Below are 23224 nucleotides of genomic sequence, written 5' to 3' on the forward strand. Positions count from 1 at the left end.
TGGCAGCTATCTTTTCAAGAGTGACTGCCGCGTGGCAAGCGGCCTCAGTTCACCCGGATCAGCTTCTTGTTGACAAATTCCTGGATGCCCGCGCCCGACAACTCGCGGCCATAGCCTGAGTTCTTCACACCGCCAAAAGGCAATTCAGGCGAAGAAGTGGCGCCGGAGTTGATGAACACCATGCCGGTGTCGATGCGCCGCGCGACGCGCTTGCCGCGCTCGATGTCCTGCGTGAACACCGAGCCGCCCAGGCCGAACGGCGAGTCATTGGCCAGCGCCACGGCCGCATCTTCGTCGGCCACGCGGAAGAACATCGCCACCGGGCCAAAAAACTCCTGCATGTACGCCGGGTTGCCCTTGTCGATATCGGTCAGGATGGTGGGCTGCATGAAGTTGCCCGCCTGGCCTTCAATGCGCTTGCCGCCCGTCAGCACGCGCGCGCCGCCGGCCACCGCCTCGTCCACCTGGCCCAGCAGGTTCTTCAGCGCGTCAAGCGAGGACAGCGGCGCCAGCGTGGTCTGCTTGTCCATCGGGTCGCCGGGCTTGAAGTTTTCCAGCGCGGCCTGGAATTTTTCCAGGAAGCTGTCGGCCATCGCTTCGACCACGATGAAGCGCTTGGACGCGGTGCAGGCCTGACCCGAATTGCCCATCCGGCCGCTGACGGCATGCTTGACCGCCTTGTCCAGGTCGGCGTCGTCGAGCACGATGAAGGCGTCGCTGCCGCCAAGTTCCATCGTCGTCTTTTTCAGGTTTTGCCCGGCCCGCGCGGCCACCACGGCGCCTGCGGCTTCGCTGCCGGTCAGCGCCACGGCGCGGATGCGCACATCGTCAATCACCTGCGCCACCTGGTCCTTGGAGATGAACAGGTTGGTGTAGGCACCCGCCGGCGCGCCGGCCTCCAACATCAGGCGCTCCCAGGCCAGCGCGCACTGCGGCACGCTGGAGGAATGCTTGACCATGACCACGTTGCCGGCCATCAGGTTGGGCGCGGCAAAGCGGGCGATCTGGTAGTAGGGGTAGTTCCACGGCTCGACGCCGAACAGCACACCAATGGGGCTGCTTTCGACCATTGCTTCTCCGCGCGGGGTGGCGATTTTTTCGGGGGCCAGGAAACCCTCGGCATGCTCGGCGTAGTAGTCAAGGATGGCCGCGCTCAAGGCAACCTCGCCCAGGCTTTGCGGCAGCAGCTTGCCCATTTCCAGCGTGATCAGCTCGGCAAATTCCTGTGGTCGCTCGCGCAGGATGGCGGCGGCGCGTGCCAGCACGGCGGAACGCTCGGCAAAGCTTTTGCCGCGCCAGTCGCTTTCAAAGCAACGCGACGCCTGGTCGAGTTTTTCCTCAAGCTGTGCGTCACTGATTTCGTCAAATGTCTGGAGAACTTTTCCGTTGTAGGGATTGGTACTTTGGTAGGCCATGAATTCCTTTTGTATCGGTTGACAGGGGGACGATTGGACCCGTGGGCGGCTTGCCCGGCCATCGGCCATCAGGCTGCATGCCCGTGGGGCGATGCCGGACTATTCGCCCTTCAATTGGCGCAGCACGGCTTGCGCCGCAGGCGCTGACGACGCCGGGTTCTGGCCGGTGATCAGCTTGCCGTCGGTGACCACATACGGCTGCCAGTCGGCGCCCTTGCTGTAGTGGCCGCCATTTTTCACCAGCATGTCTTCGATCAGGAAAGGCACGATGTCGGTCAGCTGCACGCCGTCTTCTTCGGTGTTGGTGAAGCCGGTGACTTTTTTGCCCTTGACCAGCGGCGAGCCGTCGGCGGCCTTGGCATGGCGCAGTGCTGCGGGCGCATGGCAAACGGCGGACACTGTTTTGCCGGCGGCGGCCATGGTTTCGATCAATTTGATGGAGTCGGCATCTTCGGCCAGGTCCCACAGCGGACCGTGGCCGCCGGGGTAGAACAGCGCGTCAAAGCCATCGCCGGACACCGCCGACAGTTTGCCGGTATGGGCCAGTGCCTGTTGTGCGGCCGGGTCAGCCTTGAAGCGGCGCGTGGCATCGGTGTGCGCGTCGGCCTCGTCGCTTTTCGGGTCGAGCGGCGGCTGGCCGCCTTGCGGCGACACCAGCGTGATGTCGGCGCCCGCGTCCTTGAACGCGTAGTAAGGCGCGGCGAATTCCTCCAGCCAGAAACCGGTTTTCTTGCCGGTGTTGCCGAGTTGGTCGTGCGAGGTGAGAACCATCAAAATTTTCATGTCATGTCCTTTTTGTGCCGTTCCCGCCTCAGCCGGGGCCAGAACGGGTGTCGACGTCGTTGAAATGGCTGCGTGGCTGCTCTTTATCAATGAAAAAGTGCTGTTGCGCAAGTACCATGAGCGTAATCAGCTATTCATTTAATAGCGCCATTGGTTGTCTGGGCCTTACGCTGGCTGCAAGTCCAGTGTCGGGTAATCGGTGTAACCGTGTGCGCCTCCGCCGTAGAACGTCGAGCGGTCGGGGGTATTGAGCGCAGCGCCCAGGCGAAAGCGCTCGACCAAGTCAGCGTTGGCAATGAAGGGCCGGCCGAATGCCACGGCGTCGGCCGTGCCTTGGACCATCAGCGCATCGGCTTCCTCTGCCGTGTAGCCGCCGCAAAAAATCAGCACGCCGTTGAAGGCCGCGCGAATTTGCGCGCGGAAAACGGGGGTCAACTCAGGGCCGCCGGCCCAGTCAGGCTCGGCGATGTGCAGGTAGGCAATACCGCGCTCACTGAAGGCTTTGGCCAGGTACAAGGCGCTGGCCTCGGCCTCGCTGTCGGCCATGTCCATTCCTATGAAGTGTGGCGACAGTCGAACGCCGACCTGCTTGGCGCCGATCTCTTCAATCACGGCATCGAGCGCTTCCAGCGTCAGGCGGGCGCGGTTTTCCAGACTGCCGCCATAGGCATCGGTTCGCTGGTTGCTGTTGGTGGCCAGAAACTGGTTCAGCAGATAGCCATTGGCCGCATGCAGCTCCAGAAAGTCAAAGCCGGCCCGTCTGCCGCGCACCGCCGCCTGGCGGTATTGCGCGACGATGCCGGGCAGTTCTTCGGTGTCCAGGGCGCGCGGCATTTCGGTCGGCACGTTGGCTGCGGTGCCGTCGGGCTGGATCACGAAGCACTGGCTGTTTTTGGCAATCAGCGCCGACGGCGCGACCGGAGCAGCGCCGTTTTCCTGCAGCAGCGAATGCGAGATGCGGCCGACATGCCAGAGTTGCAGCGCGATATGGCCGTACTGGGCATGCACCGCCTGCACGACCTTTTTCCAGCCGGCTTCCTGCGCGTCGGTGTAGATGCCGGGCGTTAGCGCATAACCCTGGCCTTGCCGTGACACCTGCGTGGCTTCGGTGACGATCATGCCGGCGCTGGCCCGCTGGGTGTAGTACGCGACATTGAGCGCATTCGGAATGTCGCCTGGCTGGCCGGCCCGCGAGCGGGTCAGCGGCGCCATGATGACGCGGTTGGGCAGGGTGGTGTTGCCCATCTTCAGGGGGGTGAGGAGTTTTTTCAGCATTCGGGTCTTCCGGGTTGAGGGATAAAAATGAGGCCGTTGGCGCCAGTGGTGCCGGCAGGACGGCCCGGGGCTGCGGACGTCGACAGTCCGCAGGGCGGGGCGATTTCAATGATTCACAGCGCAGCTTCCAGAATGGTCCGGCTGACTTGGAGGCTGATGTCCTGGTGTTCGCCCAGGCTGGTCATGCCGTGGCTTTGCAGTTGCCTGACCACCGCATCGACCGCTTCGCTTCCCAGCTCGTAGCCCGACAGCCGGGTGCGGATGCCCAGGCTTTCAAAAAACGCACGGGTGCGGGCGATGGCCGAGTCGATCCGCTCGTCGTCGGTGCCGCTGGTGAGGTGCCAGACGCGCTCGGCGTATTGCAGCAGCTTGGCGCGTTTGGTGTCGCGCTGCACGTTGAGCAGCGAAGGCAGCACGATGGCCAGCGTGCGCGCATGGTCGATGCCATACAGCGCCGTCAGTTCATGGCCGATCATGTGGGTGGCCCAGTCCTGCGGCACACCGGCGCCAATCAGGCCGTTGAGCGCCAGCGTGGCAGTCCACATCAGGTTGGCGCGGGTGTCGTAGTCTTCCGGCTCGGCCAGCGCCTTGGGGGCGATTTCAATCAGCGTCTGCAGCAGGCCTTCGGCAAAGCGGTCTTGCGCCAGGCCCTGCACCGGGTAGGTCAGGTACTGCTCGACCGTGTGCACAAACGCATCGGCGATGCCGTTGGCGATCTGCCGGGGCGGCAGGGTGAAGGTCTTGGTCGGGTCCAGCACCGAAAACACCGGAAAGACGTGGCGGCTCATGAAGGCCAGCTTGGTCTGCGTCGCCTTGCAGGTCACGACCGAGCCGCTGTTCATTTCCGAACCGGTGGCAGGCAAGGTCAGCACCGTGCCGAAGGGCAGGGCGCGGGTCACGTTGCTGCCACGCTGCAAAAGGATGTCCCATGCATCGCCGTCAAAACAGGCGGCGGCCGCGACAAACTTGGTGCCGTCAATCACCGAGCCGCCGCCGACAGCCAGCAAAAAGTCGATCTTTTCGCGCTTCACCTGCTCGACCGCCTTCATCAGCGTTTCGTAGGTCGGGTTGGGCTCGATGCCGCCAAACTCCTGCACCACGCGTTCACCCAGCGCCGCCCTGACTTCAGCCAGCGTACCGGTTTTCTGGGCACTGGCGCCGCCGTACAGCACCAGCACTTTGGCGGTGGCGGGCACCAGCTTGGACAGCTCGGCGACCTTGTCGGGTCCGAAAACGATTTGGGTGGGGTTGTAAAACGTAAAACTCTGCATGCGCATTTCCTCAAATAGACCAGTCGGCTAATAGGGGTGGGAAAAAAATGGCTCGCAGGGTGGAAACCGTGCGGGCCGGGATGGGTAAAAAAGCTCAGGCGGCTGTCAGCCGTGGCAGTTTCAGCAAGCCCAAGGTAGCGGTCATGGCGGCGTCCATGGCGCTGCGCTCGCGCCGGATTTTGGTCAGCAGTGCCGCTCCCAGCCACAACTCGTACAGCGTCAGCGCCGTCTGCTTCGCATCGAAATCGTTGGAGAGGGAGCCGTCTGCCAGGCCTTCCCGAATGCACAGGCCCAATCGCTCGATGATCAGGTTGGTGCCGCGCAGCAAGGCCACGCGCATGGCTTCAGACATGTCGGACACCTCGCCGCTCAGCTTCACGACCAGGCAGTTGCATTCGGCGGTCTGTCCGTCGCCCGTGCTGGCCCAGCTTTGCCAGTAGCGCATCAGGCGCTCGGCGGCAGGCGTTCCGTCGGGCAGGAGCAGCAGGTCGACATGCGTGAGGTAATCCTTCATATAGCTGTCCACCAGCGCCTCGCCGAACGACTCCTTCGATTTAAAGTAGTGGTAGAACGAGCCTTTGGGCACCTGGGCGGTGGCGAGAATTTCGTTCAAACCGACAGCCGAGAACCCTTTGCCCAGGATGATGGTGCGTCCGGTGTCGAGAATGTGCTGCTTGACATCCGTGTGTTCGTTGCTCATGGGCTGGAGTTTACCGATTAAATTAGACCGGTCGTCTAGTGTGGTTTTTCAGGGCTGTCGAGCTGGCATTGTTGCGGGGCACAATGGCAGGCATGAAAGCACCTCCAAGACTGCAATCCCTCGTTGAAGAGGGCCTGATCGACACCGTCGTCCGCCAGCTCATGAGCGGCAAGGAAGCGATGGTTTATGTGGTTCGCTGCGGCGATGAAACGCGTTGCGCCAAGATCTACAAGGAAGCCGACCAGCGCAGCTTTCGCCAGGCGGTCGATTACACCGAAAACCGCAAGGTCAAGAACAGCCGCCAGGCGCGCGCCATGGCCAAGGGCACAAAATTCGGCCGGCAGGCCAGCGAAGCGGCCTGGCAGAGCGCCGAGGTCGATGCCCTGTACAAACTGGCCGACGCCGGCGTGCGCGTGCCCCAGCCGTACAATTTTTGCGACGGCGTGCTGCTGATGGAGCTGGTGACCGACGCCAACGGCGACGCCGCGCCGCGCCTGAACGATGTCGATTTCACGCCCGAGCAGGCGCGCCGTCACCATGCCAGCTTGATCACCGAAGTCATCCGCATGCTGTGCGCCGGCATCGTCCACGGCGACCTGTCCGAGTTCAACATCCTGCTGGCCGAAGACGGCCCGGTCATCATCGACCTGCCGCAGGCGGTGGATGCCGCCGGCAACAACCACGCCAGCCGCATGTTGCTGCGCGACGTGGCCAACCTGCGCAACTTCTTCGGCCGTTTCGCGCCCGACCTGCTGAAGATCGACTACGGCAACGAGATGTGGGATTTGTACCAGCGCGGCGTGCTGTACCCCGACTCGGTGCTGACCGGCCATTTCAAGCGCAAGACTGGCCCGGTCGATGTGCGTGGCGTGCTGCGCGAGATCGACGACGCCAGCGCCGAGGAAGCCGCGCGCCGCGTGCGCATGGCGCAGTCGTAAATTACGGCCGTCGATGGAGACCACCACAACGCGCCGGCCTGGCCACTCGCCCATTTGCTGGCGCCGCATGGCGCAATACAGCCCCTTGGCTTTGAGCAGTTCCGCAGGGCTGCTGCTTTCCACGATGCTGCCTTTTTCCAGCACGAAAAGGGTGTTGGCAGGCAGGAGGGTCGAGAGGCGGTGGGCAATCAAGAGCGTGATGCGGCTGCGGCTGGTGCATCGCACGGGTGATCGAAGCGAGCGCCGACGCGGCCTCGTCAAAAATCAGCAGGCGCGGATGGCGGATCAAGGCCTGGGCAATCGACAGCCGCTGCTTTTCGCTGCCAGAGAGCTTCATGCCCGTCTCGCCGATGACCAGGTCCAGCCCTTCGGGCGGCCAGGCCATCAGGTTCTTGTCGGTGCGCCCGTGGGCGCAGTGGTCGATGATCCGGCCAAATATGTTCGGATTGACCGGCGACAGCACCTGGCTGACGACTGACGGCTGAGAGCAGCAGCGCAAGCGAGGCAAGCTCGGGGTGGGGCTGCAGTCAGGCGTCCAGAGCATGCGCATGAAGTGGGTTTTTCGAACCGCGCATGCGCTGCAGTGTCTCCAAAAGCGCGGTTGACCAAACCAGAGACAAAATTCCAGCGCCGCAGCAACCCCAAACGGGCGCCTCTCCCTTGCACAGGAAACAACCATTTGCTTTCCCTCTGGCAGGTCCATCAAACTCTTTAAGGCAAGCCACCAACGATGGCATGTTGAATTTACATTCTGTTTCCTAGTAAAACGTTTTTTATCCCTTGTTGGGGGGATGTGCTGGAGGTGCTATTTACCCAAAAATTGTCTCGTCTGGCGGCTGGGCTTTCCTGTCGTGTCAGCACCCCGTGTTAACTGACTGGTTTTGCACCAGCGGTGACAGCTAAAGTCCTGATGACCACGGGTCAGGCGCATAACGATTAAAGACAAGGCTCTTGCATGTTCGCTCCAAAATACAAAATTGAAAGTAACGGTACGCTTGCCAGCGAGTTGTTACTGGACATCAATTTTGACCACCTCTATGACAGCAGTTCGCTGGCCGTTGCCATCGCGGCTAAAAGCATCACCTTGCCGGTTCAACAAGAGGTTCGCGTGGTGCGGGTGCCTGACGGGGAAGTGATTTTCCGCACCAAGGTCGGGGAAGCGGCAAACACGACCTTTTCCTAGGAATGGTCGAGGCTGGATTTTTTTGGCGAGCGCAGCCAAGCCAAGCTTGACGCCCTGTTGCGGGTCGTCGCACAGCAGCCCGACACTCGCCATCGCATGGCGTTTGTGCCGTCGCGCAGCACGCAGCCGCTCAAAGCTTCCAGTCGTAATCGATTGTCAGGGGCGCATGGTCGCTAAAGCGCTGCGCCTTGTGGATGGCCGCCGAGCGGGCGGTGGCGCCAAAGCCCGGTGTCGCCAGCTGGTAGTCCAGCCGCCAGCCAACGTTCTTGGCATAGGCCTGGCCCCGGTTGCTCCACCAGGTGTAGGCGTCGCCGGTGGTCTCGGGATGGAGCCGGCGGTACACATCGACCATGCCGCCGCCCGGTACCCAATCCGCCGGTGGCGGCGCAGCAGCCTCCTCCTCTGGGGGCCGCGAACCACAAGCAATGGGGAGCGCGGCGGCAACATCATGCCGCAGCAGTTCAGTCATCCAGGCGCGTTCCTCGGGCAGAAAACCGCTGTTCTTGCGGTTGCCCTTGAAGTTCTTCAGGTCGATTTCCTGGTGCGCAATGTTGATGTCGCCACACAGCACGAATTCGCGGGGGGTGCCGCCGCACTGTTTCAGGGCTGCCAGGTGCGGGTACAGTTCGGCCAGGAAACGGAACTTGGCCGCCTGACGTTCTTCGCCTGACGAGCCGCTCGGAAAATAGCAACTGATGATGGACAGTTTGGGGCTGTGTGCGCGGCCGGGTCGGTCAAAACGCAGTTCGACATAGCGGCCTTCGGCATCGAACTCGCGCGAACCGTAGCCAACGATCACGTCGCTGGGCGCGTGACGGGTGTAGATGCCCACGCCCGAATAGCCCTTTTTTTCTGCAAACTGAAAGTAGCCCCTGTTTCCGGCAATTTCGTCAAATCGTCCGCTCAGGTCGGCCTCCTGCGCCTTGAGCTCCTGCACGCAAATACAATCCGGCAGGGACTGGGCCATCCATTCCTGAAGGCCCTTGGTGGCGGCGGAACGAATGCCGTTGAGGTTGAGGCTGGTTAATTTGAACATGGGATTTTCAATGAATAAGACAACAGGGCAGGCAGCCTATCAGGACGAGGAAATGCCGCAAGTTGGCAGCCTGGCCCAGGAATTCGTGCAGTTTGCCGTCGAATCTGGGGTGCTGCGCTTCGGCCAGTTCAAGACCAAGGCCGGCCGCATGAGCCCCTACTTTTTCAACGCCGGGCTGTTTGACGACGGTGCCAAGCTTGGCCGGCTGGCGCAATTTTATGCGCGCCAGCTGCTGGCCGAGGAGCAGCGCAGCGGCTTGGCATTCGACATGATTTTCGGCCCGGCCTACAAAGGCATTCCGCTCGCCGCTGCCGTCGCCATCGAGCTGGCGCGGCTGGGGCGTAACCTGCCGTTCGCCTACAACCGCAAGGAAGCCAAGGACCACGGCGAAGGTGGCACGCTGGTCGGCGCACCGCTCAAGGGGCGGGTGCTGATCGTGGATGACGTGATGTCTGCCGGCACCGCCGTGCGCGAGTCGATTGCGCTGATCCTGGCGGCCGGCGCCACGCCGCATGCGGTGGCGATTGCGCTGGACCGCCAGGAAAAAGCCACCGAAAACGGCGTGGACGTCGAACACAGTGCAGTGCAATATGTCACGCGGCAACTCGGCTTGCAGGTTTGCGCCATTGCGCGCCTGAGCGACTTGCTGCAGTATCTGGCCTTGCACAGTGACTGTTCGACTGGCGGCGAAAGCGCCGACGCAGCGCTGCTGCAAAATCATTACCAGTCTGTTCTGGCTTACCGCGAACGCTACGGCGTCAACTGAAGAAACAAAATTGCGCCTGTCCTCCTTGCTCACGTCCGGTCTTGCGGGCCTGGCTTTTTTTCTGGGAAGCGCTTCGGAGGCGCAGGAAATCTACTCGTGCGTGGATGCGAAAGGCCGCACCCTCACGGCGGACCGGCCGATTGCCGAATGCACTGACCGCACCCAGCGTGCGCTGTCGCCGTCCGGTACTGTCAAGCGCCAGATCGGGCCCTCGCTGACCGCGCATGAACAGGCCGCGCAGCATGAAAAGGACCGGCGTGCGGCCGAGCAGCGTGCCCGCCAAGCCGAAGACCGGCGCCGTGACAAGGCGCTGCTGCTGCGCTATCCGACGTTGGCGGTGCATGACCGCGAACGCGCGGCCGCGCTGCTGCAAATCGATGAGGTCATCAAGGCGTCGAGCAAGCGGCAGGGCGAACTCGGCAACCAGCGCAAGTCACTTGGCGGCGAACTGGAGTTTTATGTCAAGGACCCGTCCCGGGTGCCGGCTTCGCTCAAGCGCAGACTGGAAGAAAACGACGGCAGTGCCGCCGTCCAGCAACGACTCATTGCCGACCAGGAGCAGGAAAAAAAACGCGTCAATCAGCGCTTTGACGAAGATCTGGCCAAGCTCAGGCAGCTGTGGGCGCTGGCGAATCCGCCAACCCCTGCCGTCGGTGGCGGTTCCCGGACTGTCCGGAATTGAATTTTCAAGCCAGATTGCCTGTTTGCGCAATACCGGCGTGCATTAGTAGCTACAGTTTCGATAGCATTTTGGCGCAGGGAGCGCGGGCCGTCATGCCAGCTTTTTTTTCAGCAGTTCATTCACCTGCGCCGGGTTGGCCTTGCCCTTGGTCGCCTTCATGGCTTGGCCGACCAGCGCGTTGAAGGCTTTGCTGTTGCCGGCGCGCACCTCTTCGACGTTTTTGACATTGGCGGCCAGCACGTCGTCGATGATTTTTTCGAGTTCGCCGGTGTCGCTCATCTGCCGCAGGCCCTTGGCGTCGATCAGCGTGTCAACGTCCTGGCCCGCGCCAGTCCACAAGGCGTCAAACACCAGCCGGGCCGCACTGTTGGAAATCGTGCCATCGGCAATGCGGTTGACCAGGGCCCCCAGCTGGCTGGCACTGACACTGGACGCTTCAATCAACTTTTCCTCTGCATTCAGGCGGCGCGACACCTCGCCCATGACCCAGTTGCTGGCCAGTTTGGCCTGCTTGCTGGCATGTGCCACCGCTTCGAAATAAGCCGCCGTCGCCTTGCTCTGCGTCAGCTGGCCGGCGTCGTAGTCGCCCAGGCCGTAGTCGGCCATGAAGCGCGCCGCCATCACGCGTGGCAATTCCGACATTTCCGAGCGGGTCTTTTCCACCCAGGCTCTGGAAATCACCAGCGGTGGCAAGTCCGGGTCGGGAAAATAGCGGTAGTCGGCGGCGTCTTCCTTGCTGCGCATCGAGCGCGTCTCGCCCGTGTCCGGGTCGAACAGCACGGTCGCCTGCTGAATCGCGTGGCCGTCCTCGATCTGCTCGATTTGCCAGCGCACTTCGTAGTCCATCGCCTGCTGCATGAACTTGAAGCTGTTCAGGTTCTTGACCTCGCGGCGCGTGCCCAGCTCCGCGCCGGGTTTCCTCACCGACACATTGGCATCGCAGCGAAAACTGCCTTCTTGCATGTTGCCGTCGCAAATGCCGATCCAGGTGACGATCTTGTGCAGCTCTTTGGCATACGCCACGGCCTCGGCGGTTGAGCGCATGTCGGGTTCGGTGACGATTTCCAGCAGCGGCGTGCCGGCGCGGTTCAGGTCGATGCCGCTTTGGCCGATGAAGTCTTCATGCAGCGACTTTCCCGCGTCTTCTTCAAGGTGGGCGCGCACCAGGCGCACGGATTTCTTTTCACCATCCAGGAAAAACTCGACCATGCCGCCCTGCACCACCGGAATCTCGAACTGGCTGATCTGGTAGCCCTTGGGCAGGTCGGGGTAGAAATAGTTTTTTCGGGCGAACACGCTTTGCTCGGCAATGTGCGCATTGACGGCCAGGCCGAACTCGATGGCGCGCTGCACCGCGCCCTTGTTCATCACCGGCAGCGCGCCGGGCAGGGCAAAGTCCACGGCGGATGCCAGCGTGTTCGGCTCGGCGCCAAAGCCGGTCGGGGCGCGGCTAAAGAGCTTGGACCGGGTGGTGAGCTGGGTGTGGGTTTCAAAGCCGATGACGACTTCATAACCCTGTACCAGCAAGGAGGGGGTGGTTTTGCTCATGCTGCGGTTCCGGGTGCTTTTTGGTGCCAGTCGGTCGCCAGCTGAAACTGGTGCGCCGCGCCCAGCAGCTGCGCTTCCTTGAAATAGTTGCCGATCAGCTGCAGCCCGACGGGCATGCCGCACGCGCCAAAGCCAGCTGGCACGCTCATGCCGGGCAGGCCGGCCAGGCTCGACGAGAGTGTGTAGATGTCGGCCAGGTAGTTCGCCACCGGGTCGTTCGATTTTTCGCCGATTTTCCAGGCGACCGTGGGCGACACCGGCCCGGCAATCACGTCGCATTGCGTGAAGGCGGTCTGGAAGTCCTGCGCGATCAGGCGGCGGATTTTCTGCGCCTTCAAATAGTAGGCATCGTAATAACCGTGCGACAGCACATAGGTGCCGATCATGATGCGGCGCGTGGCCTCGTCGCCAAAGCCTTCGCTGCGCGACTTTTTGTACATGTCGGTCAGGTCGCCGTACTGGGCGGCGCGGTGGCCGTAGCGCACACCGTCAAAGCGGCTCAGGTTGCTGCTGGCTTCGGCCGGGGCAATCACGTAATAGACCGGAATCGACAACTCGGTCAGTGGCAGGCTGACATCGACCAGCGTGGCGCCGAGCTTTTCAAACTCGCTGAGCGCCGCGCGCACGGCGGCTAGCACGTCGGGTGCGCAACCGGCGCCGAAAAACTGGGTGGGCAAGCCGATTCTCAAGCCTTTTAAGGGCTTTGCGCTTTTGCCATCTGATTTTACTGCTATTAAATCAGTAGCGTAGTCAACGGCGGGCAGGTCCAGCGAGGTGGAATCGCGGTCCAGGTCGGGCCCGGCCATGGCGGACAGCAGCAGCGCGCAGTCGAGTGCGCTGCGCGCCATCGGGCCAGCCTGGTCCAGGCTGGAGGCAAACGCCACCATGCCGTAGCGCGAGCAGCGGCCGTAGGTCGGCTTGATGCCGGTGATGCCGGTCAGCGACGCCGGCTGGCGGATCGAGCCGCCGGTGTCGGTGCCGGTGGCGGCGGGCACCAGCCGGGCTGCCACGGCGGCCGCCGAGCCGCCCGACGAGCCGCCGGGCACGCGGCTCAGGTCCCAGGGGTTCTGTACTTTTTGATAGGCACTGTTTTCGTTGCCCGAGCCCATCGCGAACTCGTCGCAGTTGAGTTTTCCCAGCGTGACCATGCCGGCGCCGCCGAGCCTGGTGACCACCGTTGCATCAAACGGGCTGCGGTAGTTCTCCAGCATTTTGGAGCCGGCCGTGGTCGGGAAGTCGCGGGTGACGAACACGTCCTTGTGCGCCAGCGGCACGCCCAGCAGCGGGGTGTGTTCGCCGGCGGCCAGCCGGGCGTCGGCGGCACGGGCCTGCGCCAGCGACACGTCGGCGTTGGTGGACAGGAAGGCGCCCAGGCTGTCGTGCTGCTGGATGCGGGCCAGAAAATGCTGCGTGACTTCGACGCTGGAAATATCGCCGGCAGCCAGTTTGGCGGCGATCTGCGCCACGCCGAGGTCATGCAGGTCAAGGTTCAGGGGGCTAAGGGAGGGGCGGCTCATTCGATCACTTTCGGCACAAGGAACAGGCCGCGCTCGACGGCCGGAGCGCTGGCCTGGCTGGCCTCGCGCTGGTTGGGTTCGCTGGCGATGTCATCGCGCAGGCGCAGGGCCACGTCGCCCAGCACCGCCGCCGGGTGCGCCAGCGGCTCCACGCCGTCGGTATCGACTGCCTCCATCTGCTCGACCAGGGCAAAAAAACCGTTGAGCTGGCTCAGCGTGCGCTCGGTTTCATCTGGCCGGAGTTCCAGCCGCGCCAGATTGGCCACGCGTTCAATGTCTTTAAATGTCAATGCCATAAATGCCAATAAGCGCTTGTGAAATGATGTGGTGAAAGAAAAAGCGCCTGGACGAGGCGCGAAACCGGCAATTGAAACCAACCGTAACGCCAAAAAAACGGGCATTGCGCCACGCTGACTCGGGGTGGATGCGTTATTATCCCGCCTTTGGCGTGAATTCAAAGCCTGATCGACCCTTTAGGCGCTTTTTAGACGCTTCAAACAGGTTGCGCAACCTGATCTCCTACGTCCTCAATTTCACTGCTGATCAATAATAAAAGGCGATGCGGCAACGAAGCTTGCCCATGCCCCAACCGGATTTCTGAACATGTTTGAAGCATTCCGTCGGTACTTTTCCACCGACCTGGCGATTGATCTGGGCACCGCCAACACCCTGATCTTTGCACGCGACAAGGGTATTGTGCTGGATGAGCCGTCGGTGGTGGCCATACGCCATGAAGGCGGGCCCCACGGCAAGAAAGTGATCCAGGCCGTTGGCCGTGAAGCCAAGGCCATGCTGGGCAAGGTGCCCGGCAACATCGAGGCGATCCGCCCAATGAAGGACGGCGTGATCGCCGACTTCGTCATCACCGAGCAGATGATCAAGCAGTTCATCAAGATGGTGCATCCGCGCCGCCTGCTCACGCCCAGCCCGCGCATCATCATCTGCGTGCCCTGCGGCTCGACCCAGGTCGAGCGCCGCGCCATCAAGGACGCTGCCGAGGCCGCCGGCGCCGCCGCCGTGTACCTGATCGAGGAACCGATGGCCGCCGCCCTGGGCGCGGGCCTGCCGGTGTCCGAGGCCAGCGGCTCGATGGTCGTCGACATCGGCGGCGGCACCACCGAAGTCGGCGTGATCTCGCTCGGCGGCATGGTCTACAAAGGCAGTGTGCGCGTCGGTGGCGACCGTTTTGACGACGCCATCATCAACTACATTCGCCGCAACTACGGCATGCTGATTGGCGAGCCGACGGCTGAAGTGATTAAAAAGACCATCGGTTCGGCCTTTCCCGGCTCCGAAGTCCGGGAAATGGAAGTCAAGGGCCGCAACCTGTCGGAAGGCGTGCCGCGCAGCTTCACCATTTCAAGCAACGAAATCCTCGAAGCCCTGACCGACCCGCTGAACCAGATCGTCTCGGCCGTCAAGAACGCGCTGGAGCAGACGCCGCCCGAACTTGGCGCCGACATTTCCGACCGCGGCATGATGCTGACCGGCGGCGGTGCGCTGCTGCGCGACCTGGACCGCCTGCTGGCCGAGGAAACCGGCCTGCCGGTGCTGGTGGCCGAGGACCCGCTGACCTGCGTGGTGCGCGGCTGCGGCATCGCGCTGGAGCGCATGGACCGCATGGGCTCGATCTTCACCACGGAATAGGCTTTTTTCACGACGCCATCCTCAAGCCCGTCCCATGCAGCGCGCCTGCAGCACCACAGCGGACCGGCCTGACCACGCACCATGGCTTTAGGAACCCTCGACCGATCCCTGCCGCCCTTTTTCAACCAGGGGCCATCGGTATTTTCCAAGCTGATTTTTTTTGGCGCGCTGTCGCTGTTCCTGATGGTGGCCGACGCGCGTTTCAACGTCACCCAGCCGATCCGCGCCGCCATTGCCACCGCCCTGTACCCGGTGCAGTGGGTGGCCCTGCAGCCGGTCCATGCGGTGCAGAGCGCCAGCGGCTATTTCAACGACCTGGGCGAGGCGCAGCTTGAAACCGCCCAGGCCCGGGAAAAGCTGGCACTGCAGTCACTGCGCGCCGGCCAGGTCGAGCTGTTGATGCAGGAAAACAACCGCCTGCGCAAGCTGCTCGACCTCAAGGCGCAACTCGCCACGCCGGTCATCGCGGCCGAGGTGGTGTACGACGCTGCCGATCCCTACACCCGCAAGGTCATCATCGACAAGGGGCAGGTTCATCAGGTCGCGCTGGGTTCGCCGGTGCTTGACGAATCCGGCGTACTCGGGCAAGTGACGCGGGTGCACCCGCTGGTCAGCGAGGTCACGCTGGTGGTCGACCGCGACCTGGCGATCCCGGTGCTCAATGTGCGCACCGGCGCTCGCAGCGTGGCCTACGGCGACCCGACGGTGGGCGGCAGCGGCATGGAGCTGCGTTTCATGGGCAGCAATGCCGATGTCCAGGAAGGCGACCTGCTGACCACCAGCGGCGTCGATGGCGTGTACCCGCCCGGGCTGCCGGTGGCACGCGTCAGCCGGATCGAGCACCGGGCCGAGTCGGCGTTTTCCAAGATTTACTGCGTGCCGCAGGCGCTCACCACTGGCGCGCGGCATGTCATCATCGTCCAGCCGGTCACGACGGACCTGACGCTGCCGCCTTCCAGCATCGCGCCGGCTGCGCCTGCCCGAAGGGGGTATGCCAAATGATCATGCGCTCCGGCCAGCAGCTGTTGCTGCCCGCCAGTCCGGTGTTCATCTGGAGCAGCCTGGTGGCCGCCTTGCTGCTCAACATGCTGCCGCTGGGCCGGGTGCCGTGGATGCCGGATGTCCTGGCGCTGGTGCTGGTGTTTTGGAGCGTGCACCAGCCGCTCAGGGTGGGCATCGGCATCGCCTTCATGTTCGGCCTCGCGATGGATGTGCACCAGACGTCGCTGCTCGGACAGCACGCCTTTTCCTATGTTGCGCTGAGCTTTTTTGCGGCCATGGTCCAGCGCCGGCTGCTGTGGTTCACGGTGCCGCTGCAGGCCTTGCAGGTGTTGCCGCTGTTCGCAGCGGCGCACGCCGCCGAAATGATCCTGCGGCTGCTCGGAGGCGGTATTTTCCCAGGCTGGATCGTGCTGGTCGCGCCGCTGGCAGAGGCCCTGCTGTGGCCGGTGGCGAGCGTGCTGCTGCTGGTGCCGCAGCTGCGCACGCCGGACCGGGATGAAAATCGCCCCTTGTGATATGGCCCCCACGCTCCCCACTGCGTGTGGTTCGCTGCCCCCCGAGGGGGCTGCTGCGCCTGCGGCCTGGCAAAGCCAGTTCCGCGGCCCCTGCTGGTGGGGTTCGGACTGCCGTCCTCACGCTTGCTGGTATGCCTGGCTTGCTGTCCTATGAGGGGGCTGCTGCCTTGTCTTCGGAATCGCGGGCACTTTTTCTTGCCCCACGGGTCGCAGCACCATGACTGAACTCAGAAACGTTGAAGCCGAGCTGTCGCGTTTTCGCGTTCGGGTGCTGGTGGCGGGCCTGGTCGTTTTTCTCTGCTTTTCGCTGGTGGTGGCCCGGCTGGCCTACCTGCAGGTGTATCGGCACCAAGACCTGCGCGCGCAGGCTGAAAGCAACCGCACGGCGATTGTCCCCATCGTGCCAAATCGCGGCCTGATCCTGGACCGCAACGGCATCGTGCTGGCTTCCAACTATTCGGCCTACACGCTGGAAATCACGCCGTCCAAGGTGGCGAACCTGGACGAGACCATCGCCGCGCTGGAAAAGCTGGTCGATATCCAGCCCCGGGACAAGCGCCGCTTCAAGCGCCTGCGCGAAGAGTCGAAGAGCTTTGAATCGATTCCGCTGCGCACCCGCCTTTCCGACGAGGAAGTGGCGCGCTTTGCCGCCCGGCGCTTCAGTTTTCCCGGCGTGGACATCAAGGCCCGGCTGTTCCGCAACTACCCCTATGGCGAACTGGGCAGCCATGTCGTGGGCTACATCGGCCGCATCAACCAGACGGAAAAGGACGCGATCGAGGAGCGCGAGGAAGAAGGCAACTACCGCGGCACCGACCACATCGGCAAGCTCGGCGTCGAGCAGAGTTTCGAGCAGCAATTGCACGGCCAGACCGGCGTCGAGCAGATGGAAACCTCGGCCGGCGGGCGCGCGCTGCGAAAGCTGGCGACCAGTCCGGCCACGCCGGGCAACACCGTGATGCTGTCGCTGGACATCGGCCTGCAAAAGCTGGTCGAGGACCTGTTCGGCACGCGGCGCGGCGCCCTGGTGGCGCTGGACCCCCGAAACGGCGAGGTGCTGGCGTTTGTCAGCAAGCCGACCTTCGACCCCAACCTGTTTGTCGATGGCATCGACCAGGAAAGCTGGCAGGCGCTCAACGAGTCGATCGACAAGCCGCTGCTGAACCGGGCGCTGCGCGGCACCTATCCGCCGGGTTCGACCTACAAGCCCTTCATGGCCATGGCTGCGCTGCAAACCGGCAAGCGCGCGCCCACCACCATCATCCATGACCCGGGCTTCTTTATGTTCGGCGGCCACCGCTTCGGCAGCCCGGAAAACGAGCGCGGCGGCGCGATGGACATGAACCGTGCGATTGTCGAGTCGAGCAATGTGTATTTCTACACGCTGGCCAACGAAATGGGCGTCGAGGCGATCCACGACTTCATGGCGCCACTGGGCTTTGGCCAGGCCACCGGCATCGACATCAATGGCGAGGTGCGCGGCGTGCTGCCCAACCAGGCCTGGAAACGCGGCTACTTCAAGCGGCCCGAGCAGCAGAAGTGGTTCGCCGGCGAAACCATCTCGCTGGGCATCGGCCAGGGCTACAACAGCTTCACCATGCTGCAGCTGGCGCAGGCCACCGCGACCCTGGCGAACAACGGCATCAAGCACAAGCCCCGGCTGGTGATGGGCACGCAGGACACGGTGACGCGCGCGCTGCACCCGCTGCCCGCCGACCCGCCGGTCGACCTGCACTACAAGCCCGAACACGTGGCCATCATCCGCAAGGCGCTGGTTGGCGTGACGCAGGGCGGCACATCGACCCGGGTGTTTGCCGGCGCGCAGTACCTGTCGGGCGGCAAGACCGGGACGGCGCAGGCGGTGAGCATGGGCCAGAAGGAAAAGTACAACAAGTCGCGCATGGAGGAAAGCCAGCGCGACCATGCGGTGTACATGGCGTTCGCGCCGGCCGACAACCCGAGGATTGCGCTGGCGGTGATCGTGGAAAACGCTGGCTGGGGCGCGGGCGTGGCCGCACCGATTGCCCGCAGGGTGTTCGACTATGTGCTGCTGGGCCAGTACCCGAGCGAGGAAGACATGCTGGCGGTGCAGGCCGGACGGGCCGCCGCGCCGATCGGCAAGCCCCGCCTGGCCGCCGAGATGAATGCGCTGCTGGTCGGCGACACGCCAGGCGCCATGGTGTCGGCTGCCGGATCAAAATCCGTTGCTGCTCAGAAGGCCGAGCCGGCTGGCGCCAGGGACAAAGCCGTCCAGGCGGCAAAACCGGTCAAGGCGGCCAAGGCCACGCCCATCCAGAAGCCGCCCCGGCCGGCTTCTGCGGCCATTCCTGCGGGAGGCGGCCCGCCTTAGCCGGGCGCGAGCCTGCAGGCGCGGCCGGGGCTATTTCAGAAACGCGTCAAAACCGGTTTTCAGGATCAGCGCGCTGACCACGCCAATGAACACCAGCCGGACAAAACCCGCCCCGTGCCTGAGCGCCAAACGCGTGCCCAGCAGGCTGCCTGCAACATTGGCCACGGCCATGGTCAGCGCGAAATGCCACCAGACATGCCCCTTCCAGGCAAACAGGCCCAGCGCCGCCAGGTTGGTCGCGGTATTGAGCAGCTTGGCCGAGGCCGAGGCATTCAGGAAATCGTAGCCCAGCCAGCGCACGAACAGGAAGACGAAAAAGCTGCCCGTCCCAGGACCGAAAAACCCGTCGTAAAACCCCAGCACCAGGCCAATGCAGCAGGCCGCCAGGGTTTCGGCATGGCCGGTAAAACGCGGCGTGTGGTGGCGGCCCAGGTCTTTTTTGACCAGCGTGTAGGCCAGCACGGCCAGCAGCACAAAAGGCAGGACCTTGCGCAGGAAGCCCGGATCGATCACCGTGACCAGCCAGGCGCCCGCCAGCGAGCCGCAAAACCCGGCGCCCGCCGCCGGCAGCAGCGCCGACCAGCGCATCTGGACCCGGCGTGCGTACTGGGTCGTGGCGACCGCCGTTCCCCACACCGAAGCCCCCTTGTTGATACCGAACAAGGTCGCCGGGTGGGTGGTGGGAAAGACCGCAAACAGCGCCGGCACCAGAATCAGGCCCCCGCCGCCCACAATAGCGTCCACAAACCCGGCCAGCAACGAAGCCAGTGAAACAAGCAGCAATTCCATAGCGGCGATTGTCGCACTCGGTGGATCGGGTTTTTGCTCAGTTATTAATAGCAATAAACGATTTAATCACGGGCGGAAAAGCCATTTTTAATGCTTGAACGGCAAGGTTTGGACGAAAAAAAGCGCTGGGGTTGCCAGCGCTTTTGGTCAAACAAGCATTTTTTGCAATGCTGTGTGTTCTATTTTTAAATGTCTCCTCGACTCCCCGCGTTGCGAGCAGCAAGGCCCGACAGCAAGTTCTCCAATGTAACGGGTGCATTGAGAGCGTGCATCAGGGATTTCCCGCAAGTGAAACGTTCAGGCCACGCCAGCAAGCCCTTCTCGGCGCTCGATCTGAGCCTGACGATGGCTGGCGCAGCGGCTGGCCGTCTTCGCATACTGGTCAGATGCCGGCCTGTATCCACTGCGCCGCTTTCTCGGCAATCATCAAGGTGGGCGAGTTGGTGTTGCCACTGGTGATCAAGGGCATCACACCGGCATCGACCACGCGCAGCCCGCGAATGCCGCGCACGCGCAGGTGCGAATCGACCACCGCCAGCGGGTCGTCGGCCCGGCCCATTTTTGTCGTGCCAACCGGGTGAAAAATTGTCGTGGCGATGTCGCCGGCCAGCCGCGCCAGGTCTTCATCGGTCTGAAACTGCACGCCCGGCTTGAACTCCTCCGGCTGGTATCGGGCCAGCGCACCCTGGCTGACAATCTTGCGCGTGATGCGCAGCGAATCGGCCGCCACCTGCCGGTCCTCGGCGGTGTTCAGGTAGTTGGGCGCAATGGCCGGCGCGTCGGCAAAAGCGCCGGTCTTCAGGCGAACGCTGCCACGGCTGGTCGGGTTCAGGTTGCAGACGCTGGCCGTGAAGGCATTGAAATTGTGCAGCGGCTCGCCAAAAGCGTCGAGCGAGAGCGGCTGGACGTGGTATTGGATGTTTGGCCAGGGCTGGTCGGGCGAAGAGCGCGTGAAAGCGCCGAGCTGCGACGGTGCCATGCTCATCGGACCGGTACGGCGGGCCGCGTATTCAAGCCCGATGCGCGCCTTGCCCCAGAGTGAGTTGGCCATGGTGTTGAGCGACAGTCCCCAGCGCTTGCTGTCCTTGTCGCCCTGGATCTTGTACACCGAGCGGATCTGCAGATGGTCCTGCAGGTTGGCGCCCACGCCTGGCAGGTCCTGCACCACCGGGATGCCATGCTGCTGCAGCAGGCTGGCCGGGCCAATGCCGGAAAGTTGCAGGATGTGCGGCGAGCCAATGCTGCCGGCGCACAGCAGCACCTCGCCCATGTGACCCGAATCGCGCGTCGCCAGCGCCGTGACCCGCTCCTGGCCGGTCCAGACCTCGACGCCCGTGCAGCGCTGGCTGCCGTCGGCCTGCGGCACGATCACCAGGCGGCTGACCTGCGCATGCGTCCAGAGTTCAAAGTTCGGCCGGCCCAGGCAGGTGGGCCGCAGGAAAGCCTTGGCCGTGTTCCAGCGCCAGCCGTCCTTCTGGTTGACTTCAAAGTAGCCCACGCCCTCGTTGCTGCCCCGGTTGAAGTCCGGCGTCTGGGGAATGCCGGCCTGGGTGGCCGCCTCGGCGAACGCATCGAGGATATCCCAGCGCAGGCGCTGCTTTTCCACGCGCCATTCGCCGCCGGCGTTGCGGTGGCGCAGAATTTTTTGGTAGGGCTGGCCCTTGTCTTCCATCAAGGCTGGCGCCGTGCCGCGCGCGCCGTGCAGCGCGTCCGCGCCCTTGTAGTGGTCTTCATGCAGCTTGAAGCAGGGCAGGGCGTTGTCCCAGGTCCAGGCGCTGTCGCCGGTCAGCTCGGCCCATTTGTCGTAGTCACGCGCCTGGCCGCGCATGTAGATCATGCCGTTGATGCTGGATGAGCCGCCCAGCGTCTTGCCGCGCGGGTAGCGCAGCGAGCGCCCATTCAGGCCCGCGTCGGGCTCGGTGTTGAACAGCCAGTCGGTGCGGGCATTGCCGATGCAGTACAGGTAGCCGACCGGAATGTGAATCCAGTGGTAGTCGTCCTTGCGGCCGGCCTCGATCAGCAGCACGCGTTTGGACGCGTCGGCGCTGAGCCGGTTGGCCAGCAGGCAGCCGGCCGTGCCCGCGCCGATGATGATGTAGTCGAAAGTCAGGTTCTGGTCGTGCATGAAGTAGGGTTCCGTTGGACTCACCTTGCATTGTGGCAAAACCCGGCGCTGGTGCGTGACGGGGATTACCCCTTTGCCTGCCCGGTTGCCAAATCCATTGAGCCGGGCCGGCAAGCGCCAAGCCCTGTAGGACCATGGCGAATCCCGACCGGACGCCGGGCTTGTGCATTTTCAGCAGTTACCATGACGGCTTTGCGTTAAACCCTCCTTGCCTACCGGCGCCTGTTTCACCCTGTTGACCGCATGCCTCTTGATGACTTACCGCCGCGCCTTGACGTTCAGGATCTGCCTGAAGGCCAGGTCGTGCGCCTGCTGGGAAGCTGGACCGCTGCCCAGCTGACGCTGGCGCCCGCCTGGGCTGCGCTGGGCGAACAGCTCGACAGCTTGCACAGCGCCCCGCCGCCCCATGCGTCCACGCCCGCCCGGTGGCGCCTGGAAGAGATTGAAAAACTCGATTACCTGGGCGCGCAGGTGCTGTGGACGGCGTGGCGCCATCGCTGGCCAGCCGACGTGCAACTGGCGCCTGAACAGCGCGAAATGCTGCAGACGGTGGAAAAATTCACGGTCGGCCTGGCGCCGCCGCGCCGTTCGCCCTGGTCCGAACCGCTGGTGGTGTTTGGCGAGCGGCTGCTCAGCCTGATCGACCATGTCAAAGGCCTGCTGCGCCTGCTGGGCCAGTTGCTGCTCGACCTGTTGCGGCTGTTTCGCCATTCGAAGCAGGGGCCCTGGCGCGACCTGTCGGGGCATCTCTACCATTTTGGCGCGACGGCGCTGCCGATCACGGCGCTGGTCGGCTTCCTGATCGGCGTGGTGCTGGCCTACCTGATTTCGCAGCAGCTGCGCCAGTTCGGCGCCGATGCCTTCATCGTCAATATCCTGGGCATTTCGCTGATCCGCGAGTTGGGACCGGTGCTCGCCGCCATCTTGATTGCCGGGCGCAGCGGATCGGCCATCACCGCGCAGATCGGCGTGATGCGGGTGACCGAGGAAATTGACGCGATGCGCGTCATGGGCATTGCCCGGGGCTTTCGGCTGGTGATGCCGCGCGCCATCGCGCTGGCGGTGGTCATGCCGCTGATCAGCGTCTGGACCACGATGGCCGCCTTGCTGGGCGGCATGCTGGCAGCCTATATTTCCATGGACGTGACGTTTTCGTATTTCATCAACGCGCTGCCCGCCGCCGTGAAGGTGTCCAACCTGGTGCTGGCAACGGCCAAGTCGGTGGTTTTTGGCCTGCTGATCGCGTTGGTCGGCTGCCACTACGGCCTGCGCGTCAAACCCAACACCGAAAGCCTGGGCAAAGGCACCACGGCGTCGGTGGTGACGTCGATCACGGTGGTCATTTTGGTCGATGCGCTGTTTGCGATCTTGTTTAGAAGCGTAGGCATCTGATGGCGGTGATGATGGCCCCCACGCTCCCCACTGCGTGTGGTTCGCTGCCCCCCGAGGGGGCCGGCCCGCCTGCAGCCTGGCAAAGCCATGAATGTTGCCCCCCCGGTCGCTCACTGCGTGTAGCTTCCTGTCCCCCGAGGGGTCTGCTGCCCTTGCAGGGCGCCACGCCGCCAGAGGCGGCGCATCTGCAGGCTGTCCAAGCCCGCGCAGACGGGCTCGGAGCCTCAGCCTGCAGCCTGCGGCCCGGCAAAGACTGCTCCACGGCCCTCGCTAACAGGGTGTATCACCTC

General features: G+C 63.5%; 21 protein-coding genes. 9 read left to right on the forward strand and 12 right to left on the reverse strand.

All coding sequences use genetic code 11. The annotated features are described in order from the left end of the window. Window positions 1-44: 44 nt before the first annotated feature. From IWX85_RS07055 to IWX85_RS07075, 5 genes are all read right to left on the reverse strand, one after another. A complete protein-coding gene (locus IWX85_RS07055) occupies window positions 45-1415 on the reverse strand; it encodes an NAD-dependent succinate-semialdehyde dehydrogenase (RefSeq protein WP_196869262.1) in 1371 nt (456 codons plus the stop codon). Between the two features lie 99 nt (window positions 1416-1514). Beyond that, complete coding sequence (locus IWX85_RS07060) at window positions 1515-2198, reverse strand: type 1 glutamine amidotransferase domain-containing protein (protein WP_196869263.1); 684 nt, start codon at window positions 2196-2198, stop codon at window positions 1515-1517. 165 nt (window positions 2199-2363) lie between these two features. Continuing rightward, window positions 2364-3473 carry an alkene reductase gene (locus IWX85_RS07065; RefSeq protein WP_196869264.1) on the reverse strand — a complete coding sequence of 370 codons (1110 nt, stop codon included), beginning with the start codon at window positions 3471-3473 and terminating at the stop codon, window positions 2364-2366. 113 nt (window positions 3474-3586) lie between these two features. Continuing rightward, window positions 3587-4744 (reverse strand): iron-containing alcohol dehydrogenase, encoded by a 1158-nt coding sequence (locus IWX85_RS07070; RefSeq protein WP_196869265.1) that lies wholly within the window; start codon window positions 4742-4744, stop codon window positions 3587-3589. Window positions 4745-4838: 94 nt separating this feature from the next. After that, the gene (locus IWX85_RS07075) at window positions 4839-5444 is read right to left on the reverse strand and encodes a TetR/AcrR family transcriptional regulator (RefSeq protein ID WP_196869266.1); all 606 of its coding nucleotides are present in this window, start codon (window positions 5442-5444) and stop codon (window positions 4839-4841) included. 92 nt (window positions 5445-5536) lie between these two features. Here IWX85_RS07075 and IWX85_RS07080 point away from each other — a divergent pair, with 92 nt between their 5' ends. Beyond that, window positions 5537-6382, forward strand: coding sequence for a PA4780 family RIO1-like protein kinase (locus IWX85_RS07080; protein ID WP_036812733.1), 846 nt, complete (start codon window positions 5537-5539; stop codon window positions 6380-6382). 1 nt (window position 6383) lies between these two features. Here the strand turns inward: IWX85_RS07080 and IWX85_RS20910 are convergent, their stop codons facing one another. Continuing rightward, window positions 6384-7085 carry an ATP-binding cassette domain-containing protein gene (locus IWX85_RS20910; RefSeq protein WP_370584238.1) on the reverse strand — a complete coding sequence of 234 codons (702 nt, stop codon included), beginning with the start codon at window positions 7083-7085 and terminating at the stop codon, window positions 6384-6386. Window positions 7086-7337: 252 nt separating this feature from the next. Here IWX85_RS20910 and IWX85_RS07090 point away from each other — a divergent pair, with 252 nt between their 5' ends. Further along, window positions 7338-7565, forward strand: coding sequence for a hypothetical protein (locus IWX85_RS07090; protein WP_036807126.1), 228 nt, complete (start codon window positions 7338-7340; stop codon window positions 7563-7565). A gap of 130 nt (window positions 7566-7695) precedes the next feature. Here the strand turns inward: IWX85_RS07090 and IWX85_RS07095 are convergent, their stop codons facing one another. Then, entirely contained in the window at window positions 7696-8601 is a 906-nt protein-coding gene (locus IWX85_RS07095; protein WP_196869267.1) for an exodeoxyribonuclease III, read from the reverse strand. A gap of 52 nt (window positions 8602-8653) precedes the next feature. On the opposite strand from IWX85_RS07095, the gene pyrE reads away from it, so the two are divergent. Further along, a complete protein-coding gene (gene pyrE / locus IWX85_RS07100) occupies window positions 8654-9367 on the forward strand; it encodes an orotate phosphoribosyltransferase (RefSeq protein WP_036812731.1) in 714 nt (237 codons plus the stop codon). A 10-nt stretch (window positions 9368-9377) separates the two neighbouring features. Continuing rightward, on the forward strand, window positions 9378-10049 hold the full coding sequence (locus IWX85_RS07105) for a DUF4124 domain-containing protein (protein WP_196869268.1): 672 nt from the start codon (window positions 9378-9380) through the stop codon (window positions 10047-10049). 90 nt (window positions 10050-10139) lie between these two features. Here IWX85_RS07105 and gatB read toward each other — a convergent pair whose 3' ends face one another. Genes gatB through gatC form a run of 3 tightly spaced genes read right to left on the reverse strand, consistent with a single transcriptional unit; the run spans window position 10140 to window position 13410 of the window. After that, a complete protein-coding gene (gene gatB, locus IWX85_RS07110; protein WP_196869269.1) occupies window positions 10140-11597 on the reverse strand; it encodes an Asp-tRNA(Asn)/Glu-tRNA(Gln) amidotransferase subunit GatB in 1458 nt (485 codons plus the stop codon). Then, the gene (gene gatA / locus IWX85_RS07115; protein ID WP_196869270.1) at window positions 11594-13114 is read right to left on the reverse strand and encodes an Asp-tRNA(Asn)/Glu-tRNA(Gln) amidotransferase subunit GatA; all 1521 of its coding nucleotides are present in this window, start codon (window positions 13112-13114) and stop codon (window positions 11594-11596) included. Before gatA ends, gatB begins: the two co-directional genes overlap by 4 nt. Beyond that, the gene (gene gatC / locus IWX85_RS07120; protein WP_036807113.1) at window positions 13111-13410 is read right to left on the reverse strand and encodes an Asp-tRNA(Asn)/Glu-tRNA(Gln) amidotransferase subunit GatC; all 300 of its coding nucleotides are present in this window, start codon (window positions 13408-13410) and stop codon (window positions 13111-13113) included. Before gatC ends, gatA begins: the two co-directional genes overlap by 4 nt. A 307-nt stretch (window positions 13411-13717) precedes the next feature. Between gatC and IWX85_RS07125 the strand changes: the two genes are divergently transcribed. The 4 genes from IWX85_RS07125 (at window position 13718) to mrdA (ending at window position 18628) form a co-directional block, all read left to right on the forward strand. Beyond that, entirely contained in the window at window positions 13718-14761 is a 1044-nt protein-coding gene (locus IWX85_RS07125) for a rod shape-determining protein (protein WP_036807110.1), read from the forward strand. An 81-nt stretch (window positions 14762-14842) separates the two neighbouring features. Next, entirely contained in the window at window positions 14843-15763 is a 921-nt protein-coding gene (gene mreC, locus IWX85_RS07130) for a rod shape-determining protein MreC (RefSeq protein ID WP_036807108.1), read from the forward strand. Next, window positions 15760-16278, forward strand: coding sequence for a rod shape-determining protein MreD (mreD, locus tag IWX85_RS07135; protein ID WP_036807106.1), 519 nt, complete (start codon window positions 15760-15762; stop codon window positions 16276-16278). The genes mreC and mreD overlap by 4 nt, the downstream gene beginning before the upstream one ends. A 217-nt stretch (window positions 16279-16495) precedes the next feature. After that, on the forward strand, window positions 16496-18628 hold the full coding sequence (gene mrdA, locus IWX85_RS07140; protein ID WP_196869271.1) for a penicillin-binding protein 2: 2133 nt from the start codon (window positions 16496-16498) through the stop codon (window positions 18626-18628). 30 nt (window positions 18629-18658) lie between these two features. On the opposite strand, the gene IWX85_RS07145 is transcribed toward mrdA, so the two are convergent. Both IWX85_RS07145 and IWX85_RS07150 read right to left on the reverse strand, forming a co-directional pair. Next, complete coding sequence (locus IWX85_RS07145) at window positions 18659-19417, reverse strand: TSUP family transporter (RefSeq protein ID WP_036807103.1); 759 nt, start codon at window positions 19415-19417, stop codon at window positions 18659-18661. 382 nt (window positions 19418-19799) lie between these two features. Then, window positions 19800-21542, reverse strand: coding sequence for a GMC family oxidoreductase (locus IWX85_RS07150; protein ID WP_036807101.1), 1743 nt, complete (start codon window positions 21540-21542; stop codon window positions 19800-19802). A 243-nt stretch (window positions 21543-21785) separates the two neighbouring features. On the opposite strand from IWX85_RS07150, the gene IWX85_RS07155 reads away from it, so the two are divergent. Then, window positions 21786-22934 (forward strand): ABC transporter permease, encoded by a 1149-nt coding sequence (locus tag IWX85_RS07155; protein ID WP_196869272.1) that lies wholly within the window; start codon window positions 21786-21788, stop codon window positions 22932-22934. Window positions 22935-23224 lie beyond the last annotated feature (290 nt).

Origin of the sequence: Polaromonas sp. CG_9.11 (assembly GCF_015752225.1) — a bacterium.
GTDB lineage: Bacteria > Pseudomonadota > Gammaproteobacteria > Burkholderiales > Burkholderiaceae_C > Polaromonas.

Excerpts from the sequence above, each read along its gene's own strand:
- IWX85_RS07150 (WP_036807101.1), bottom strand. The coding sequence starts at position 21,542 with ATGCACGACCAGAACCTGACTTTCGACTACATCATCATCGGCGCGGGC.
- IWX85_RS07055 (WP_196869262.1), bottom strand. The coding sequence starts at position 1,415 with ATGGCCTACCAAAGTACCAATCCCTACAACGGAAAAGTTCTCCAGACA.
- mreD (WP_036807106.1), top strand. The coding sequence starts at position 15,760 with ATGATCATGCGCTCCGGCCAGCAGCTGTTGCTGCCCGCCAGTCCGGTG.
- pyrE (WP_036812731.1), top strand. The coding sequence starts at position 8,654 with ATGCCGCAAGTTGGCAGCCTGGCCCAGGAATTCGTGCAGTTTGCCGTC.
- IWX85_RS07090 (WP_036807126.1), top strand. The coding sequence starts at position 7,338 with ATGTTCGCTCCAAAATACAAAATTGAAAGTAACGGTACGCTTGCCAGC.
- gatB (WP_196869269.1), bottom strand. The coding sequence starts at position 11,597 with ATGAGCAAAACCACCCCCTCCTTGCTGGTACAGGGTTATGAAGTCGTC.
- IWX85_RS07155 (WP_196869272.1), top strand. The coding sequence starts at position 21,786 with ATGCCTCTTGATGACTTACCGCCGCGCCTTGACGTTCAGGATCTGCCT.
- IWX85_RS07060 (WP_196869263.1), bottom strand. The coding sequence starts at position 2,198 with ATGAAAATTTTGATGGTTCTCACCTCGCACGACCAACTCGGCAACACC.
- IWX85_RS07070 (WP_196869265.1), bottom strand. The coding sequence starts at position 4,744 with ATGCAGAGTTTTACGTTTTACAACCCCACCCAAATCGTTTTCGGACCC.
- IWX85_RS07075 (WP_196869266.1), bottom strand. The coding sequence starts at position 5,444 with ATGAGCAACGAACACACGGATGTCAAGCAGCACATTCTCGACACCGGA.
- gatA (WP_196869270.1), bottom strand. The coding sequence starts at position 13,114 with ATGAGCCGCCCCTCCCTTAGCCCCCTGAACCTTGACCTGCATGACCTC.
- mrdA (WP_196869271.1), top strand. The coding sequence starts at position 16,496 with ATGACTGAACTCAGAAACGTTGAAGCCGAGCTGTCGCGTTTTCGCGTT.
- IWX85_RS07080 (WP_036812733.1), top strand. The coding sequence starts at position 5,537 with ATGAAAGCACCTCCAAGACTGCAATCCCTCGTTGAAGAGGGCCTGATC.
- IWX85_RS07125 (WP_036807110.1), top strand. The coding sequence starts at position 13,718 with ATGTTTGAAGCATTCCGTCGGTACTTTTCCACCGACCTGGCGATTGAT.
- IWX85_RS07145 (WP_036807103.1), bottom strand. The coding sequence starts at position 19,417 with ATGGAATTGCTGCTTGTTTCACTGGCTTCGTTGCTGGCCGGGTTTGTG.
- IWX85_RS20910 (WP_370584238.1), bottom strand. The coding sequence starts at position 7,085 with ATGGACCTGCCAGAGGGAAAGCAAATGGTTGTTTCCTGTGCAAGGGAG.
- mreC (WP_036807108.1), top strand. The coding sequence starts at position 14,843 with ATGGCTTTAGGAACCCTCGACCGATCCCTGCCGCCCTTTTTCAACCAG.
- IWX85_RS07065 (WP_196869264.1), bottom strand. The coding sequence starts at position 3,473 with ATGCTGAAAAAACTCCTCACCCCCCTGAAGATGGGCAACACCACCCTG.
- gatC (WP_036807113.1), bottom strand. The coding sequence starts at position 13,410 with ATGGCATTGACATTTAAAGACATTGAACGCGTGGCCAATCTGGCGCGG.
- IWX85_RS07095 (WP_196869267.1), bottom strand. The coding sequence starts at position 8,601 with ATGTTCAAATTAACCAGCCTCAACCTCAACGGCATTCGTTCCGCCGCC.